The organism is Polyangium sp. 6x1 (assembly GCF_029946515.1).
Lineage (GTDB): Bacteria > Myxococcota_A > Polyangia > Polyangiales > Polyangiaceae > Polyangium.
In genome coordinates, this window is record NZ_JARZHH010000021.1 from 128,681 (window position 1) to 144,685 (window position 16,005).

At 68.6% G+C, this 16,005-nt stretch carries 14 protein-coding genes; all 14 read left to right on the plus strand.

Features of this window, described 5'->3' with window-relative positions; translation table 11 throughout:
- Positions 1-54 precede the first annotated feature (54 nt).
- The 14 genes from QHF85_RS21120 to QHF85_RS21185 all read left to right on the plus strand — a co-directional run bounded on the left by QHF85_RS21120 (position 55) and on the right by QHF85_RS21185 (position 16,005).
- On the plus strand, positions 55-1,521 hold the full coding sequence (locus tag QHF85_RS21120; protein WP_281329052.1) for an aldehyde dehydrogenase family protein: 1,467 nt from the start codon (positions 55-57) through the stop codon (positions 1,519-1,521).
- A 23-nt stretch (positions 1,522-1,544) separates the two neighbouring features.
- On the plus strand, positions 1,545-2,927 hold the full coding sequence (gene gabT / locus QHF85_RS21125) for a 4-aminobutyrate--2-oxoglutarate transaminase (protein ID WP_281329053.1): 1,383 nt from the start codon (positions 1,545-1,547) through the stop codon (positions 2,925-2,927).
- Positions 2,924-4,375: an aldehyde dehydrogenase family protein gene (locus QHF85_RS21130; protein ID WP_281329054.1), complete on the plus strand. Its 1,452-nt coding sequence runs from the start codon at positions 2,924-2,926 to the stop codon at positions 4,373-4,375. The genes gabT and QHF85_RS21130 overlap by 4 nt, the downstream gene beginning before the upstream one ends.
- Before the next feature lie 28 nt (positions 4,376-4,403).
- Entirely contained in the window at positions 4,404-5,564 is a 1,161-nt protein-coding gene (locus QHF85_RS21135; protein ID WP_281329055.1) for an ABC transporter substrate-binding protein, read from the plus strand.
- Between the two features lie 10 nt (positions 5,565-5,574).
- Positions 5,575-6,501: an ABC transporter permease gene (locus tag QHF85_RS21140; RefSeq protein ID WP_281329056.1), complete on the plus strand. Its 927-nt coding sequence runs from the start codon at positions 5,575-5,577 to the stop codon at positions 6,499-6,501.
- Complete coding sequence (locus tag QHF85_RS21145; RefSeq protein WP_281329057.1) at positions 6,498-7,286, plus strand: ABC transporter permease; 789 nt, start codon at positions 6,498-6,500, stop codon at positions 7,284-7,286. The genes QHF85_RS21140 and QHF85_RS21145 overlap by 4 nt, the downstream gene beginning before the upstream one ends.
- A 14-nt stretch (positions 7,287-7,300) precedes the next feature.
- Positions 7,301-8,362 carry an ABC transporter ATP-binding protein gene (locus tag QHF85_RS21150; protein WP_281329090.1) on the plus strand — a complete coding sequence of 354 codons (1,062 nt, stop codon included), beginning with the start codon at positions 7,301-7,303 and terminating at the stop codon, positions 8,360-8,362.
- 10 nt (positions 8,363-8,372) lie between these two features.
- A complete protein-coding gene (locus tag QHF85_RS21155) occupies positions 8,373-9,401 on the plus strand; it encodes a serine/threonine-protein kinase (protein ID WP_281329058.1) in 1,029 nt (342 codons plus the stop codon).
- 116 nt (positions 9,402-9,517) lie between these two features.
- Entirely contained in the window at positions 9,518-10,123 is a 606-nt protein-coding gene (locus QHF85_RS21160; protein WP_281329059.1) for a Uma2 family endonuclease, read from the plus strand.
- 39 nt (positions 10,124-10,162) lie between these two features.
- Positions 10,163-10,939: an RDD family protein gene (locus QHF85_RS21165; RefSeq protein WP_281329060.1), complete on the plus strand. Its 777-nt coding sequence runs from the start codon at positions 10,163-10,165 to the stop codon at positions 10,937-10,939.
- On the plus strand, positions 10,936-11,901 hold the full coding sequence (locus tag QHF85_RS21170) for a stage II sporulation protein M (protein WP_281329061.1): 966 nt from the start codon (positions 10,936-10,938) through the stop codon (positions 11,899-11,901). The genes QHF85_RS21165 and QHF85_RS21170 overlap by 4 nt, the downstream gene beginning before the upstream one ends.
- Complete coding sequence (locus tag QHF85_RS21175) at positions 11,898-12,698, plus strand: hypothetical protein (RefSeq protein ID WP_281329062.1); 801 nt, start codon at positions 11,898-11,900, stop codon at positions 12,696-12,698. The genes QHF85_RS21170 and QHF85_RS21175 overlap by 4 nt, the downstream gene beginning before the upstream one ends.
- A complete protein-coding gene (locus QHF85_RS21180; RefSeq protein ID WP_281329063.1) occupies positions 12,695-15,043 on the plus strand; it encodes a DUF4350 domain-containing protein in 2,349 nt (782 codons plus the stop codon). Before QHF85_RS21175 ends, QHF85_RS21180 begins: the two co-directional genes overlap by 4 nt.
- A complete protein-coding gene (locus tag QHF85_RS21185; RefSeq protein WP_281329064.1) occupies positions 15,040-16,005 on the plus strand; it encodes a MoxR family ATPase in 966 nt (321 codons plus the stop codon). Before QHF85_RS21180 ends, QHF85_RS21185 begins: the two co-directional genes overlap by 4 nt.

Consider the following 16,005-nt stretch of genomic DNA (forward strand, 5'->3'; position numbering starts at 1 on the left):
ACCCTCTTCCCGGGTAGACTGCCCGCCTTCCGAGGGGAGGAGAGGGCCCGCGCAATGAAACGCTATCAGATGCTCATCGGTGGGAATTGGGTGGACAGCGTCTCCGGTCAGACGCGCGAGCTTCGCGACCCGGCCAATGGCGAGATCGTCGCCACGGTCCCCGAGGCCTCCCGGGAGGACGCGCGGGCCGCCATCGATGCTGCGCGCGCGGCCTTCGATCGCGGCCCCTGGCGCAAAACCACCGCGCTCGAACGCGGAAAACTCCTCTTCAAGCTCGCCGAGGCCCTCACCAAGGAGGCCGACGCCCTCGCGCGCCTCGAGGTCCAGAGCTGCGGCAAGCCCCTCGCCGAGGCCCAGTTCGACGTCGCCGACGCCGCCAACTGCTTCGAGTTCTACGGTGGCCTCGCCACGAAGATCGCCGGCGAGACGATGAACGTCCCCGCCAACAGCCTGAGCTTCGTCGTCCGCGAGCCCCTCGGCGTCTGCGGCCAGATCATCCCCTGGAACTACCCGCTCCTCATGGCCGCGTGGAAGCTCGGCCCCGCCCTCGCGGCCGGCAACACGTGTGTGCTCAAACCTTCGGAGCTGACGCCCCTCACGGCCCTGGAGCTCGGCCGGATCCTCACCGAGGTCGGTTTTCCGCCGGGGGTCGTCAACATCATCACCGGGCCCGGCGCCGGCGCGGGCGAGGAGCTCGCCGAGAGCCCGCGCGTCGACAAGGTCGCTTTCACCGGCGGCACCGTCACCGGCCGCAAGATCCTCCACGCCTCCGCGAGCAACTTGAAGAAGGTCACGCTCGAGCTCGGCGGCAAGAACCCGAACATCGTCTTCGCCGACGCCGATTTCGAGGCCGCCGTCGACGGCGCGCTCTTCGGCGCCTTCGCCAACCAGGGCGAAGTCTGCTCCGCGGGATCGCGCCTGCTCGTCGAGCGATCGATCCACGATCGCCTCGTCGCCGGGATGGTCGAGAAGATCCCGCGTGTGAAGGTCGGCCACGGCCTCGATCCCGCGACGAAGATGGGCCCGCTCGTCTCGGCCGCGCATCGCGAGAAGGTCGAGTCGTACATCCGCATCGGCGTCGAGGAGGGCGCGCGGCTCGTCTGCGGCGGCAAGCGCCCGGCGGATCCTGCGCTCGCGGGCGGGCACTTCCTCGAGCCCACGATTTTCGTCGACGTCAAGCCCTCGATGCGCATCGCGCGCGAGGAGATCTTCGGGCCCGTGCTCGCGGTGCTGCCCTTCGACACCGAGGAGGAGGCCATCGCGCTCGCGAACGACACCGAGTACGGCCTCGCGGCGGCCGTGTGGACGAAGAACCTCACGCGCGCGCACCGCGTGATCCGCGAGCTCCGCGCGGGCATCACGTGGGTGAACACGTATCACCCGACGTTCAACGAGATGCCCTGGGGCGGCTACAAGCAGAGCGGCACCGGGCGTGAGCTCGGGCTCTACGGGATCGAGGCGTATCTCGAGACCAAGCAGGTCAACATCAACTTGGACGAAGCCCCGCTCGGCTGGTACTAGCCGGCATTTTTGGGAGAGACCGCATGCGGATCGAATTGAAGACCGAGATCCCGGGGCCTCGGAGCCGGGCGCTCATGGAGCAGCGTCGCGCGGCGGTCGCCCGGGGGCCGTTCCACGGCACGCCCATCTTCGTCGCGAAGGCGCACGGGGCGGTACTCGAGGACGTCGACGGCAATCGACTGCTCGATTTCGCTTCGGGTATCGCCGTGACGAACCTCGGCCACACGCCGGAGGACGTCGTGCGGGCCGTGAAGGACCAGGCCGAGCGGTTCTTGCACACGAGCTTCAACGTCGTCCCGTACGAGGGCTACGTCACGCTCTGCGAGCGCTTGAACCGCCTCACGCCCGGCGCCTTCGCGAAGAAGGCCTTCCTCGCGAACAGCGGCGCCGAGGCCGTCGAGAACGCCGTCAAGATCGCGCGCGCTCACACGAAGCGGCAGGCCGTCGTCGTCTTCGACCACGCCTTCCACGGCCGCACCTACCTCGCGATGAGCATGACCAGCAAGGTCGGCTATCGGCAGGGCTTTGCGCCCTTCTGCGCCGAGGTCTACCGCACGCCGTTCCCCTACGCCTACCGCTCGCCCGAGCCCGACGCTTCCGTGTGGGCCATGCGCGAGCTCTCCGAGCTCGTCCTGCACCACATCGGCGCGAACAACGTCGCCGCGGTCGTGATCGAGCTCATCCTCGGCGAGGGCGGCTTCGTCGACGCGCCCGTGCCTTTCGTCAAGCAGCTCGCGAGCTTCTGCAAGGCGCACGGCATCGTGCTCATCGTCGACGAGATCCAGACGGGCTTCGGCCGCACGGGCGCGCTCTTCGCGAGCGAGCACTACGGCATCGAGCCTGACCTCGTCACGCTCGCGAAGGGCCTCGGCGCGGGCCTGCCCATCTCCGCGGTCGTGGGTCGCGCCGAGATCATGGATGCGCCCGTCGAGGGCGCGATCGGCGGCACGTTCGGCGGAAACCCCGTCGCCATCGCGGCCGCGCTCGCCGTGCTCGATCGCTTCGAGGCCGACGGCGGCGCGCTCTTGAAGCGCATCCATGAAGTCGGCGAGCGCATCGGCGCGCGCCTCCTCGCGTGGAAAGAGCGTTTTCCGGTCGTCGGCGACGTGCGCGGCATCGGCCCCATGCGGGCCATCGAGCTCGTTCGCGACCGGCAGACGCGGGAGCCGGACAAGGCCTCGTCGCAGGCGCTCGCGAAGTACTGCTATCAGCACGGCGTCGTCGTCCTCGGCGCTGGCACGTACGGCAACGTCATTCGCCTGGCCCCGCCGCTCACGCTCGAAGACGACGAGCTCGACGAGGGGCTCGCGGTCCTCGAAGCGGGGCTTTCCGAACTGGGGTTCGGGGCGGAGGGCGCCGAACGGCGACCCGAAGCCCCGATCGTTGACAAAGCGAGGAGCGCATGAGCCGGCACCTGCTCTTCATTGACGGCGCGTGGCGGGAATCGTCCCGTACGCACACCATCAAGTCGCCCTTCAGCGGCCGCATCGTCGCCGTCGCGGAGGAGGCGGACGAAAACCTCATGGAGCGCGCTCTCTTGGCCGCGAAGGCCGCGCAGACGCGTTTCCGCAAGACGAGCCGGTACCTGCGCAGCCGCCTGCTCGCCGCGATGGCGCGGCGGATCGACGAGGAGCGGGCGAAGTTCGTCGCGTCGATCGTCGAGGAGGCGGGCAAACCCGCGACGCTCGCGGACGCCGAGGTTTCCCGCGCGATCACGACGTTCACCGTCGGCGCCGAGGAGGCCAAGCGGTATGGCGGCGAGGTCTTCCCCATCGACATCGACGCGGCGGGCCGCGCCTACGAGCCGGGCACGAGCCTCTTCGTCCCGCGCGGGCCGGTCCTCGCGATCACGCCCTTCAACTTCCCGCTGAACCTCGTCGCGCACAAGGTCGTGCCTGCGCTCGCGATCGGCGCGCCCGTGCTCGTCAAGCCGGCGCCGCAGACGCCGGGCGCCGTCCGCTTGCTCGCCGAGGTCTTCGAAGCGGCGGCGAACGAGGTCTCCGAGAGCCGCGAGACGATCCCGCTCGGCGCGCTCCAGACGATCACCGCGCCGAACGAGGTCACGGGCCGCGCGATTCGTGATCCGCGCGTCGCCGTCGTCAGCTTCACGGGCAGCGCTCCCGTCGGCTGGAGCATCCAGGGCATGGCGCGCGGCAAGCGCACCGTGCTCGAGCTCGGCGGCAATGCGGCGGTCATCGTGCACAGCGGGGCCGACCTCGTCCGCGCCGCCTCGCGCGTCGCGCACGGCGCATTCGCGTATGCCGGCCAGGTCTGCATTTCCGTGCAAAACGTCTGGGTCGAGGAGAGCGTCGAGGAGGCGTTCCGCGGCTTCTTGCTGGACGAGGTCTCCCGTATCAAGACGGGCGATCCGCGCGGCGAGGGTGTGCTCGTCGGCCCGGTCATCGACGGCAAGGCGGCCGAGCGCATCACGGCGTGGATCGACGAGGCGCAGAAGGTCGGGGCGAACGTGCTTTGCGGCGGCAAGCGCGAGGGCAACATCATCCAGCCGACGGTGATCGATCGTCCGGGTGAGGCGCTCGCGATCGTGCGCGAGGAGGTCTTCGGCCCCGTGGTCAACCTGCTCGGCTACCGCGACGTCGGCGAGGCGATCGACGCCGTGAACCGCTCGAAGTATGGCCTGCAGGCGGGCATCTTCACCGACAGCTTGCGCGTCGCGCGTCGCGCCGTCGAGGACCTCGAGGTCGGCGGGGTCATGGTCAACGAGGTCCCCACCTATCGCGCCGATCACATGCCTTATGGCGGCGTGAAGGAGTCCGGTCTCGGCCGCGAGGGCGTCCGTTACGCGATGGAAGAGTACAGCGAGCGCAAGACCGTCATTTCGTTCAGGGGATGAACCCGTCCGTGGGATTGGAGGATTCGCGATGATTCGTTTGTCTTCGTGGGTATCGGCGGCGGGCCTCGCCGTGCTCGGGATCGTGGCGCTCGGCTGTCAGGGCGAGAAAAAGCCGGAGGGCGCTGCCCCGACGGGGAGCGCGGCGCCCGGGGGCTCGGCGGCGGCAAAGCCCGTCGACCCTGCCGCGAAGTTCAAGGGACAAACCTTGAACATCCTCGCATGGGAGGGGTATGCCGATCCCAAGTTCACGAAGGGGTTCGAGGAGAAATACGGCGTCACCGTCAAGGGCACCTATTTCGGTTCGAGCGACGAGCTCGTCGCGAAGCTCAAGTCGAGCCCCGGCGTGTTCGACATCGTCTCGCCGTCCTCCGACGTCGCGTATACGCTCGTGCAGGGCGGCCTCGTCGATCCGATCGACACGGCGAAGATCGCGAGCTGGGGCGAGCTCGCGGACGCGCTGAAGAACCTCGAGGACACGAAGAAGGACGGCAAGCAATACGGCGTCCCCTTCACCTGGGGCCCCGATTACCTCATTTACGACGCGAACGTCGTGAAAGAGGAGCCGAAGAGCTGGAAGGTCTTCTTCGACGCGCAATACAAGGGCAAGGTCAGCCTCTGGGACGACATCTCGAACATCTATCTCGTCGGCCAGATCATGGGGCTCGACAAGACGAACCAGGCGGCGCTCTACAACATGACGGACGAGCAGCTCGCCGAGGCGAAAAAGAAGCTCGTCGAGCTCAAGCCCCAGGTGCGCAAGTACTGGGCGACCGCGGGTGAGCTGAACGATCTCTTCAAGAACAAGGAGGTCGTCCTGGCCGTCGGCTGGCCGCTCACGGTCGGCACGCTCAACAAGGAGGGCTTGAACCTCAAGGGCGTGATCCCCGAGGAGGGCGCGACGGGCTGGATCGATCGGCTCATGATCACCTCGTCCTCGAAGAACAAGGACCTCGCGCTCGCGTACCTCGATTACGTCACGACGCCCAAGGCCCAGGCGCTCGTCTTCGAGGCGACGGGCGGGTATTGCGTGGCGAACGCGAAGGCCAAGGAGCACATGTCCGAGGACCTCAAGAAGAGCCCGTGCGTCACCGAGGGCGAGACGTACTTCAAGCGCCTCAACTTCTGGCAATACGTGAAGGAGCGCAAGAAGTACAACGAGCTCTGGAACGAGGTGAAGAGCGCGAAGTAGGCGAACACGAATGGACACGGCGCCCGCCGCGAAGGCATCGGATCACACGCAAACCCCGCCGAAGAGGCGGGCGCTCCTGTTCCTCGTCCTGCCCCCTGCGCTCTGGCTTCTCTGCTTCCTCGTCGTGCCGTACCTGTCGCTGTTCGTGCAGAGCTTCCTCGCCACGAACGACCTCGGCGACGTCGTCTTCGAGCCCACGCTCGACCCGTGGAAGGCCTTCTTCACGAAGACCCTCTATCGCAGCACGCTGCTCTACACGTTCAAGATCGCGCTGACCGTCACGAGCCTCGCCGTGCTCTTCAGCGTGCCGCTCGCGTACTTCATTGCATTCAAGGTGCGCCGCGGGAAGGAGCTGCTCTACAGCCTCATCATCGTCCCGCTCTGGGTGAGCTACATCGTCCGCGCGTATGCGTGGAAGATCATCCTCGGCCGCGAGGGGATCCTGAACTCCTTCCTGCAATGGGCGAAGATCACGGACGCGCCCGTCGAGGCCTTTCTCTACAGCGAGTGGGCCATCATCATCGGCCTCGTCCACATCTACACGCCCTTCGTCCTCATGCCGGTGTACACGGCGTTCGAGCAGATCCCGCGCTCGCTCGTCGAGGCCTCGAAGGACCTCGGCGCGGGCCGCCTCACCACGTTTTTCCGCGTCGTCCTGCCGCTCTCGCTCCCCGGCATCATCGCGGGCGGCACCTTCGCGTTCGTCCTCTCGCTTGGTGATTTCCTCGCGCCCGTCCTGCTCGGCGGCACCGACAACCTCATGATCTCGAACGTCGTGCAGAACCTCTTCGGCACCTCGAACGATCGTCCCCTCGGCTCCGTCGTCGGAATCGTCCTGCTCGTCGTGGTCGTGGCGCTCCTGGAGACGACGTCCCGCGTCGAACAATCGTTCGCGAGCCTCGAATCGGGCCGCGGTCGCCTCGGAGGCGCGCGTTGAAGCGCCGCTTCGATCTGCCCACGTTCCTCGTCGGCGCCGCGGCGGCGGCCGTCCTCGCGTTCATCTACCTGCCGATGGTGGTCGTCGTCGTGTATTCGTTCAACCCCGACGCGGTGAACGTCTTCCCGATGCGCGGCTTCTCTTTGCGCTGGTATCGCATCATGCTCGAGGACGAGCAGCTCATCGGGGCGCTGCGCATCAGCCTCCTCGTTGCGCTCGGCGGCACCTCGATCGGCCTCCTCCTCGGCGTCCCCGGCGCCATCGCGCTCGCGCGCCACGATTTCCCGGGCAAACGGATCCTCGAACGCATCGTCCTCTTGCCGCTCACCTTGCCGGGCATCGTCACGGGCGTCGCCATGTTGAGCTTCTTTCCGCTCATCGGCGTCCCCGTATCGCTCCTCGCCGTCCTCATCGGCCACGGCACCTTCCTCATCGCCATCACGCTCACGCAGGTCTATGCTCGCTTGAGGCGCCTCGATCCTTCGCTCGAAGAGGCGTCGGCGGATCTCGGCGCGCCGCCGATCACGACCTTCTTCAAGGTCGTCTTGCCGAACATCAAGACGGCGATCATCGGCTCGGCGCTCCTCTCGTTCACGCTCTCGCTCGACGAGATACCGGTCACGTTTTTCCTCATCGCGGGCGACAACACCCTCCCCATTCAGATCTGGGCCATGATGCGCCGGGGCATTTCCCCCGAGGTCAACGCCATTTCGACCCTCGTCTTCGCCGGATCGATCGGCCTCATCCTGCTCGGCACCGCGCTCGGCGGCCGCGACAAGGAGTAATCGTTTTGGGCATCGTGGAGCTACGCAAGGTCGTCAAGCGCTTCGGCGACGTCGAGGTCGTCAAATCGCTCGATCTATCCATCGAGAAGGGCGAATTCCTCACCTTCCTCGGCCCGAGCGGCTGCGGCAAGACCACGACGCTCCGCATGATCGGCGGCTTCGAGATGCCCACCTCCGGCGAGATCTACCTCGACGGCCGCGAGGTCTCCGCGCTCCCGCCCTACAAGCGCGACGTCAACACCGTCTTCCAGAGCTACGCCCTCTTCCCGCACATGAGCGTGCGCCAGAACGTCGCGTATGGCCTCGAGCAGAAGCGCCTCCCCAAGGCCGAGATCGAGCGCAAGGTGACCGAGGTCCTCGCCATGGTCCGCATGGACACCTTCGCCGCGCGCAAGCCACGCGAGCTCTCCGGCGGCCAGCAGCAGCGCGTCGCCGTCGCGCGCGCGATCGTCAATGGCCCCACCGTGCTCCTGCTCGACGAGCCGCTCGGCGCCCTCGATTTGAAGCTCCGCAAGGAGATGCAATTCGAGCTGAAGAGCCTCCAGCGCAAGCTCGGCATGACGTTCGTGTACGTCACGCACGACCAGGAGGAGGCGCTCACCATGAGCGACCGCGTCGCGGTCATGAACGGCGGCCGGATCGAGCAGATCGACGCGCCCGTCGCCATTTACAACCGCCCGAAGACCCGCTTCGTCGCCGATTTCATCGGCGAGACGAACCTGCTCGCGGGCGAGGTCCAGCGCGAGGGCTCCGCGCACGCGTTTTCCCTCGGCGACGCGCGGATCCCGATCGAGCCCGACGCCGTCTTCGAAGCGGGTCGCGGCGTCTCGTTGAGCGTGCGCCCCGAAATGGTCACCGTGCGCAAGGCGGGCGACGGCGGAGCCTCCGACGTCGCGCTCCCCGGGACCGTCGAGGAGACCGTGTTCGTCGGCTCCGTCTGGAAGACCGTCGTGCGTCTCGCGGGCGGCGAGCGTGTCGTCGCGACCGAGCCGCCGGCCACGCACGGCCATATCGAGCCGGGCACCTCGGTCGTCGTGGGCTGGGAACCGAAGAGCGCCGTCGTCCTGGAGGCCTGACGGAGAGACCATGGAGCTCCAGCCTGGTCATCTCGTCGCGGGGCGCTTTCGTGTCGTGCGATTCCTCGGCGAGGGCGCGGTCAGCGCCGTGTACGAGGCCGTCGACGACGTGCGGGGCCATCGCGTCGCGGTGAAGCTCCTGCACCGCGAGCTCTCCCAGAACACCGAAATCATCCAGCGATTCGAGCGCGAGGCCGAGGCCGCGAGCCGCATCGGCTCCGAGCATATCGTCCTCGTGTATGGCGCGGGCGCGGCCCCCGAGGGCCGGTTCATCGTCCTCGAATACCTCGACGGCGGCACGCTCGCCGACCTCTTGCGAAAGCGCCGCCCGCTCCCGGCCGAGGAGGCCGCCTCGCTCGTCGCGCAGCTCCTCGCCGGCCTTTCGAAGGCGCACGCGCTCGGCATCGTGCACCGTGATTTGAAGCCCGCGAACCTCTTCCTCGTGCCTGGCCCGGCCGGCCGCGAATTCCTCAAGATCCTCGATTTCGGCGCCTCGAAGCTCTCGAACGCGGGCCAGGCCCTCACGCGCACCGGGGCCATGGTCGGCACGCCGATGTACATGTCGCCCGAGCAGATCCGCAGCTCCGACAAGGTCGACCCGCGCACGGACGTCTATTCCGCGGGCGTCATCCTTTACGAATCCGTCACGGGCAAGGTCCCGTTTGACGTGAGAAACGCGGTCGAGCTCGCGTTCCGCGTGGTCTCGCAAGATCCTCCGCCGCCCGAGGAACGCCTGCCCTCGCTCGATCTCGAGCTCTCGGCGATCATCCGCCGCGCGATGGCGCGCGACCCCGACGCCCGTTTCCAGACAGCCGCGGAGATGCACGAAGCGCTCTGCGCCTGGCTCCAGCAGCGCGGCTTTCCCCTCCCGCCGGAGACGCGCGCGATGCCCATGGTCGCGCCCGCGCCTGCCGCGACGGTCACGCCGAGCGCGCCGCCCGCGAAACCCAGGCGCCTTCTGCTGTATGTCGCCGTCGCGCTCGGCGCGCTGCTGCTCGTCGCGGCGATTGCGCTCGCGCTCCAAACTGCGGGGGTTTGACCGGGAACATCCGGACCACCCGTTTCTTCGGAGCGGCGGTGGTGCCCCACGTTCTCTGCATGGTACACTGCGGTATGCGCTCTCTCGCGACCGCCGAGATCCTCCCTCCGGAACCCATGACCCTCGAGGCGTGGGCCGATATGGACGAGGACGAGCCGGGCGAGCTCGTCGATGGCCATCTGGAGGACGAAGAAGTGCCGAATCACCTGCACGAGGCCGTCGTGGCCTGGCTCCTCGCCACGCTCCACGGATGGGCGTCTCAGCGCCGCGCTGCCGTCCTCGGCTCCGACCACAAGCTCGGCGTTTCGAAGACACACGGACGCAAGCCCGATATCTCCATGTACGCCCCTGGGACGCGCCTCGGACGCGGCTCTCTCTCCCGCACCGCGCCTCTGCTCGTCGTCGAGGTTCTCTCCCCGCGCCCGCGCGACATCCGGCGCGATCGCCTCGACAAGCGCGCGGAGTACGCCCACTTCGGTGTCAAGCTCTACCTGCTCGTCGACCCCGAGGCGCGCGTGCTCGAGCTCCACGAGCTCGGCGCGGACGGCCGTTACGTCCTCGATGCCGCCGCCGAGGGCAAGCTGAGGCTCCCTGGATGCGAAGGGCTCGAGCTCGATCTCGACGCCTTGTGGGCCGAGGTCGCGTGGATCGTCGATGACGTGTCCGACGAGCAAGCGCCGCGTGATGCCGAGGCAACCGAGGGCGACGACGACGTCGTTTGACCCCCACCCCTCGCTTGTGATGTGATGTCATCCGCCCCCATGGCGGAGCCTGCCCGACGCCTCCAGCCGATCGACACCACCGCGGAGATCGAGACGCCCGAGCACGTGCGGTTCCATTACCCCATCGCCGGCCCGGCTCGCCGCGTCGTCGCCTGGGTGCTCGACTGGCTCGTTCGCGCCGCCATCCTCCTCGTCTTCGCCATCTTCGCGCTCATGGGCGGCTTCGCCGTCGGAGATGCCGTCGCCGAGCTCTCCGCGGGGCTCCTCCTCGTCATCCATTTCCTCCTGGAGTGGCTGTATTACACGCTCTGGGAGATCGCCTGGAATGGCCGCACCCCGGGCAAACGTGCGCTCGATCTGCGGGTCGTCTCCGTCCATGGCCATCCCTTGCGGGTCGGCGACAGCTTCCTTCGCAACCTCCTCCGCGCCGCCGATTTTCTCCCGTTGGGGTATGCCATCGGCCTCGTCGTCATGGCGCGCGACAGCCGTTTTCGGCGCCTCGGCGACATGGTCGCGGGCACCATGGTCGTCGTCGAGGAGCGCCGCGCCGTCGCCTCGACGCTCCGCATCGATCCTCCGCCCACGCCGAAGGAGCTCTCGAGCCTCCCGCAGCGCCTCCCGCTCTCGGGCGACGAGCTCGAGGCCATCGAGCTCTTTCTTCGCCGCAAAGAGGGCCTCGGCCCCGCGCGCGAGGAAGAGCTCGCGGCCATGGTCGCGCCCATCTTCGCGAGCCGCCTGGGCATCCGCAACAAGGACTCCGCGCGCCTCCTCGCCTTGCTCCACGCGCGCGCCAGCGAGCGCAGGAGGCCCTTGTGAAGAGCCAGGACGAGATCGTCGCGGCGCGGAATGCGGATTGGCGCGAGCTCGAAAACCTCATCTCGCGCGCCGAGGCCCTCCACCACCTCGACGGCCCCTCGATTTCGCGCGCCGCCGCGCTGTATCGGGCCCTCTCGGGCGACCTCGTCCTCTGCCGCGCCCGCTGCACGCCCGACCTCGTCGCGTACCTCGACAACCTCGCCGGCCGCGCGCACAGCGCCCTTTATGGGGCCGAGCCCTTCCGCATCCCGGCCTTCTGGTCCCTCCTCACCCGCGACTTCCCCCGCGCGCTCCGCAAGAATGCCTCGTTCTTCGCCCTCTCCTCGGCGCTCTTCCTGATTCCATGCGCCATTGGCATCGTCCTCGCGCTCTTCGTCCCCGACGCCGCCTCGCAGATCCTCCCGCGCAGCATGCTCGACGGCATGGCCGACATGTATTCGAAGGGCTTCGACGAGGGCCGCGGCGAGGGGGCCGACTCCGCGATGGCCGGGTTTTACGTCAACAACAACGTCGGCATCGCGTTTCGTTGCTTCGCCACCGGCATCTTCTACGGCCTCGGCAGCGTCGTTTACCTCATCTACAACGGCCTCAACATCGGCATGGTCACCGGCTGGGTCACGGCGGCCGGGTTTGGCGGGAACATCGGCACGTTCATGTGCGGCCACGGGCCTTTCGAGCTCACGGCCATCCTCATTGCGGGCGCGGCGGGGCTCCGCATGGGGCATTCCCTCGTCGTCACCCACGGCCGCACGCGCCTCGGCTCCCTCCGCGAGAGCGCGCCCGACATCGTTCGCCTCGTCGTGGGCGCGGCCGTCATGCTGCTCATCGCCGCGGGCATCGAGGGATTCTGGTCCCCCTCGGCCGCGCCGCCGCCCGTCAAATGGGCCGTCGCGGCGCTCTTTTCCTTGCTCGTCACGGCCTATTTCCTCTTCGCCGGCCGTGAGCGCGGGAGGGCCCGTTGAACCTCGGCGATTCCGCCATCGTCCTGCGCCCCCGCAGCCTCACCGAGGTCATGGACCTCGCGTTTCGCCTCTGCTTCTCCCTCGCATTCTCGCTTTACGCGCGGCTCACCCTCTTCGCCATCGTCCCGCTCCTCGCCGGCTGCCTCGCGCTCCGTTATGCGCTCGACGCATCCTGGCTCCTCGTCTGGCTCGCGGCGTTCCTCACCGTGCCCTTCGTCGAGGCGCTCTTCACGGTCGCCGTCAGCCAGATCATCTTCTCGCCGTCGATCACCCCACGCGCCGTCTTTGCCCTCTTTCGCAAGCGGTTCGGCGCGCTCCTCGGCTCGTTCGTCATTCGATTTCTGGGCCTCTTGATCGCCGCCATCACGCTCTTCCTCACCCTGCCGTTCGTCGGCATTCGCCTCTTGCTCCTCGACGAGGCCTGCTTGCTCGAAGGCCTCTCCGGCACGCGCGCGCACGAGCGCGCCCAGCGCCTCGTCTCGATGCGCAGCGGCGACGCGTTCCTCGTCCTCCTCATGCTCCTCGGCGCGCGGCTCGGCGGCGTCCTCACGGCGGAGCTGCTCTTCGATGGCCTCGTGAACGACCTCCTTCAGTTCGGCCGTCCTTTCGGTTGGCTTTTTCATGACGGCGGCTCGCCCGCGGCCCTCGCTGGGTTTTTCCTGGCCGTGCCCTTCGTCTCCACGGCGCGGTTTCTCTATTACATCGACACCCGCACGCGCGAGGACGGCTGGGACATCCAGCTCCGTTTCACCGCCATCCGTGCGCGGGCCGAGCAGGAGCGCAGGAGGGCCGCGTGATCAAGTTCGTCGTGCTCCTCTCGGTCCTCGGCGCGAGCCCGGTGTACAACGCCGACGAGCGGGTCCGCGAGGTCCTCGCCGACGACCGCTATCGGTTCTGCCACGAGGACGATTATCCTCTCAGCGGCGACGAGCGCGCCTTTTGCCCGCTCCTCGACGACGAGAGCGCGCTTTGTCCGTCGCTACCTGCCGCATGCCGCAAGGAGCCTGCGCCGATCGAGAAGGGCGGCCCCCCGCCCGGCATCTCCCCGAGCTGCAAGGCGGGCTCCCGCTGTTTGGCCGGACGATCCTCCGGGCGCGACGATCGCGTGGCCGTCCGCCGATTCGAGGGATCGTCCGGCAGCGCCTCGGGTGATGGGAAGCCAGGCGCGGACGGGCAGGGCAAGGGCGGCCCCGGCGGCGACGGAGACAGCCCCGGCGCGGGCACGCCGGGCCAGGACAAACCCGGCGGGGAACAAGGCCAGCACGGCAGCGGTGACGCGTCTGGCCCGGGCAAACCCGGCAGCCCGGAGGGGCCGGGCAACCCCGGCGGCCAGGATGGCCCGGGCAAACCCGGCGATGCGCCCGGAAAGAGCCCGGGCAGCGGCGGGGAAGGGAAGGGGCAGGCCGAACCGAAGCCCGCGAAACCTCCGCCTCCGCCTCCGCCGCCGGATCCGGCCGTCGCCGGCGCGGCGAGTGGCTTCGCGCGGGTCCTCTTTTTCATCCTGCTCGGCGGCTTCGTCGCCTACATCGCGTGGATGGTCCTGAAAAACGTCGTCTCCGAGCGCGACGCGCCCGAGGACGAGCCTCCGCCCGAGGATCTGCCCGAGAATGCCCCGGGGCCGCGGCGCGAGGGGCCCCGCGGCCCCGTCGAGACCGACGTCGCGCGCCTGCTCACCCGCGCCCGCGCGTCGGCCCAGCGCGGCGCGTTCGGGCCTGCGATCGACGACGTGTATGCCGCGCTCCTCCGCCGCCTCGACGGCGACGGGCTCATCGAGATTCACGCATCTCGCACGAATGGCGATTACGTGCGGACGCTCCGCCGCGACCGGCCCGACATCGCAACCGACGTGCGCATCATCGTTGCCGATGTGGAGAGCGTCCAGTTCGGCGCCCGCGCCCCTTCGGCCGAGGCCTTTGCTCGCATTCACGAGCGCGTCGTCCCGCTCGTCTCGCGCGCCCTCGGCATCCTCGCCGTGATCGTCGGCCTCTCCGCGACCGTCTCTTGTGGCCGCGTCGCCGCGCTCGACGAATCCGACGGCGCCTTCCGCGGCGACGCCTCCCCCTCGGGCACGTACGCCCTCGGCGCCATGCTCTCGGCGTATGGCATGGAGTTCCGCCATCGTCGCGATCCGTTCGACAAACTGCCCGACGAGGACGACACGACCCTCGTCCTCCTGCCGGACCTCGACATCTCGTCTTCCGATTTTCGCCGCTTGCAAGATTGGGTCGAGGCCGGCGGTGATCTCGTCGTCGCGGGCGTGGCCGACCTGCCCGCCTGGACCGGCGCGTCCCTCGACGCGGACAGCACCCTCGCAGGCGACATCTTCGTCTCCTCGGGGTATCGATACGAATTCGGCGACATCGTCCTCGCCGTGCCGGCGGGGCCCTCGCTCTCGCTCACGGACGCCGAGCCGCTCCTCGCCCGCTCGGACGGCGTGTATGCGTCGTTCAAGAAGCTCGGCGACGGGCGCGTCATCGTCCTCGCCGACGACAAACTCTTCACGAACGTCGCCTTGACGGCCGGCGACAATGCGGCGTTTTTGATTTCCCTCTTCCGCCCGCTCCACCGCGAGGTCGACCTCTGCGACGCCTGGACCTCGCTCGGCGCCGACACGCCCTTCGAGACCCTGAGCCGCGCGCGCCTCCTGCCGGTCCTCCTCCAGCTCCTCTTGCTCCTCGGCCTCTTTTTCCTCTGGCAGGGCCGCGCGTTCGGCGCCTTGCGCGACCCGCTCGCGAATCGCCGTCGCGCCTTCGCCGACCACGTCCGCGCCCTCGGCCTCGCTTATGCCCGCGCCGGCGCCTCGCGCCACGCCCTCGGCCTGTATTCCGCGTGGGCCGTCGAGCGCCTCCGCGAGCGTGTCCCGCGCGAGGGCCGCCATGGTTTGTCCGGGCTCGCCGAGGCCGTCGCCGTCCGCGTCGGCAAGCCCACGGGCGAGGTCATGAGCGTCCTCGTCGAGGCCACCGAGGCGCAAAAAGAGGCGGCCCCCGCGTCCCTCCGCGCCGGCGACGCCTCGCTCCGCGGCCGCGCGCGGAGCAAGGACAGGGCCCAGGCCGCGGCCGATTTCGCCGTCATGCGCGCCCTCGACCATTTCCTCGCCCAGACCTCCCGCGAGCGCTCCCGCAAGAAGACCCGAAAAGCATGAACCTGTCCCATTTCCGCGACACCTTCGATCGCATCCGCCGCGAGGCGGGCAAGGTCCTGCTCGGCCAGGACGAGATCATCGAGACCACGCTCCTCGCGATCCTGGCCGGCGGCCACGTCCTCATCGAAGGCGTCCCCGGCCTCGGAAAGACCTTGCTCGTCCGCACCCTCGCCCAGGTCTTCGGCGCGAGCTTCCGCCGCATTCAATTCACGCCCGACCTCATGCCGAGCGACGTCACCGGCGGCAACGTCTTCGACCAGAAAGAGGACCGCTTCGTCTTCCACCAGGGCCCGGTCTTCACGCAGCTCCTGCTCGCCGACGAGATCAACCGCGCCCCCGCGAAGACGCAAAGCGCGCTCCTCGAAGCCATGCAGGACCTCGCCGTCACCACCGACGGCGTCACGCGCCCCCTGCCCGAGCCGTTCCTCGTCATCGCCACGCAAAACCCCGTCGAATCGCAGGGCACCTATCCCCTGCCCGAGGCCCAGCTCGATCGGTTTCTCGTCAAATTGCACGTCCGGTATCCTGGGCCCGCCGTCGAAAAGCAGATCCTCCGCCAGCACGTCGAGGGCTTCTCCGCGGCGAAGCTCGACCGCGCGGGCATCGATTTGATCGCCACCGCGGACGAGATCCTCGCCATGCGCGCGGCCCTCGGCGGGGTGCGCGTCGACGACGGCATCATCGAATACATCACGGACATCGTCGCCCGCACCCGGGCCCACCGCGCCGTCTACCTCGGCTCCTCCCCGCGCGGCTCGATTGGCCTCGTCGGCTCGGCGCGCGCCCGGGCCGCCAGCGAGGGCCGTGATTTCGTCACCCCCGACGACGTCAAGGCGCTCGCCCCGGCCGTCCTGCGCCACCGCTTGATCCTCCACCCGGACGCCGAGATCGAAGGCACGAGCGCCGACGATTGCGTCGAAGACATCCTGCGCGAGGCGAAGGTCCCGCGCACGGCGGCCTGA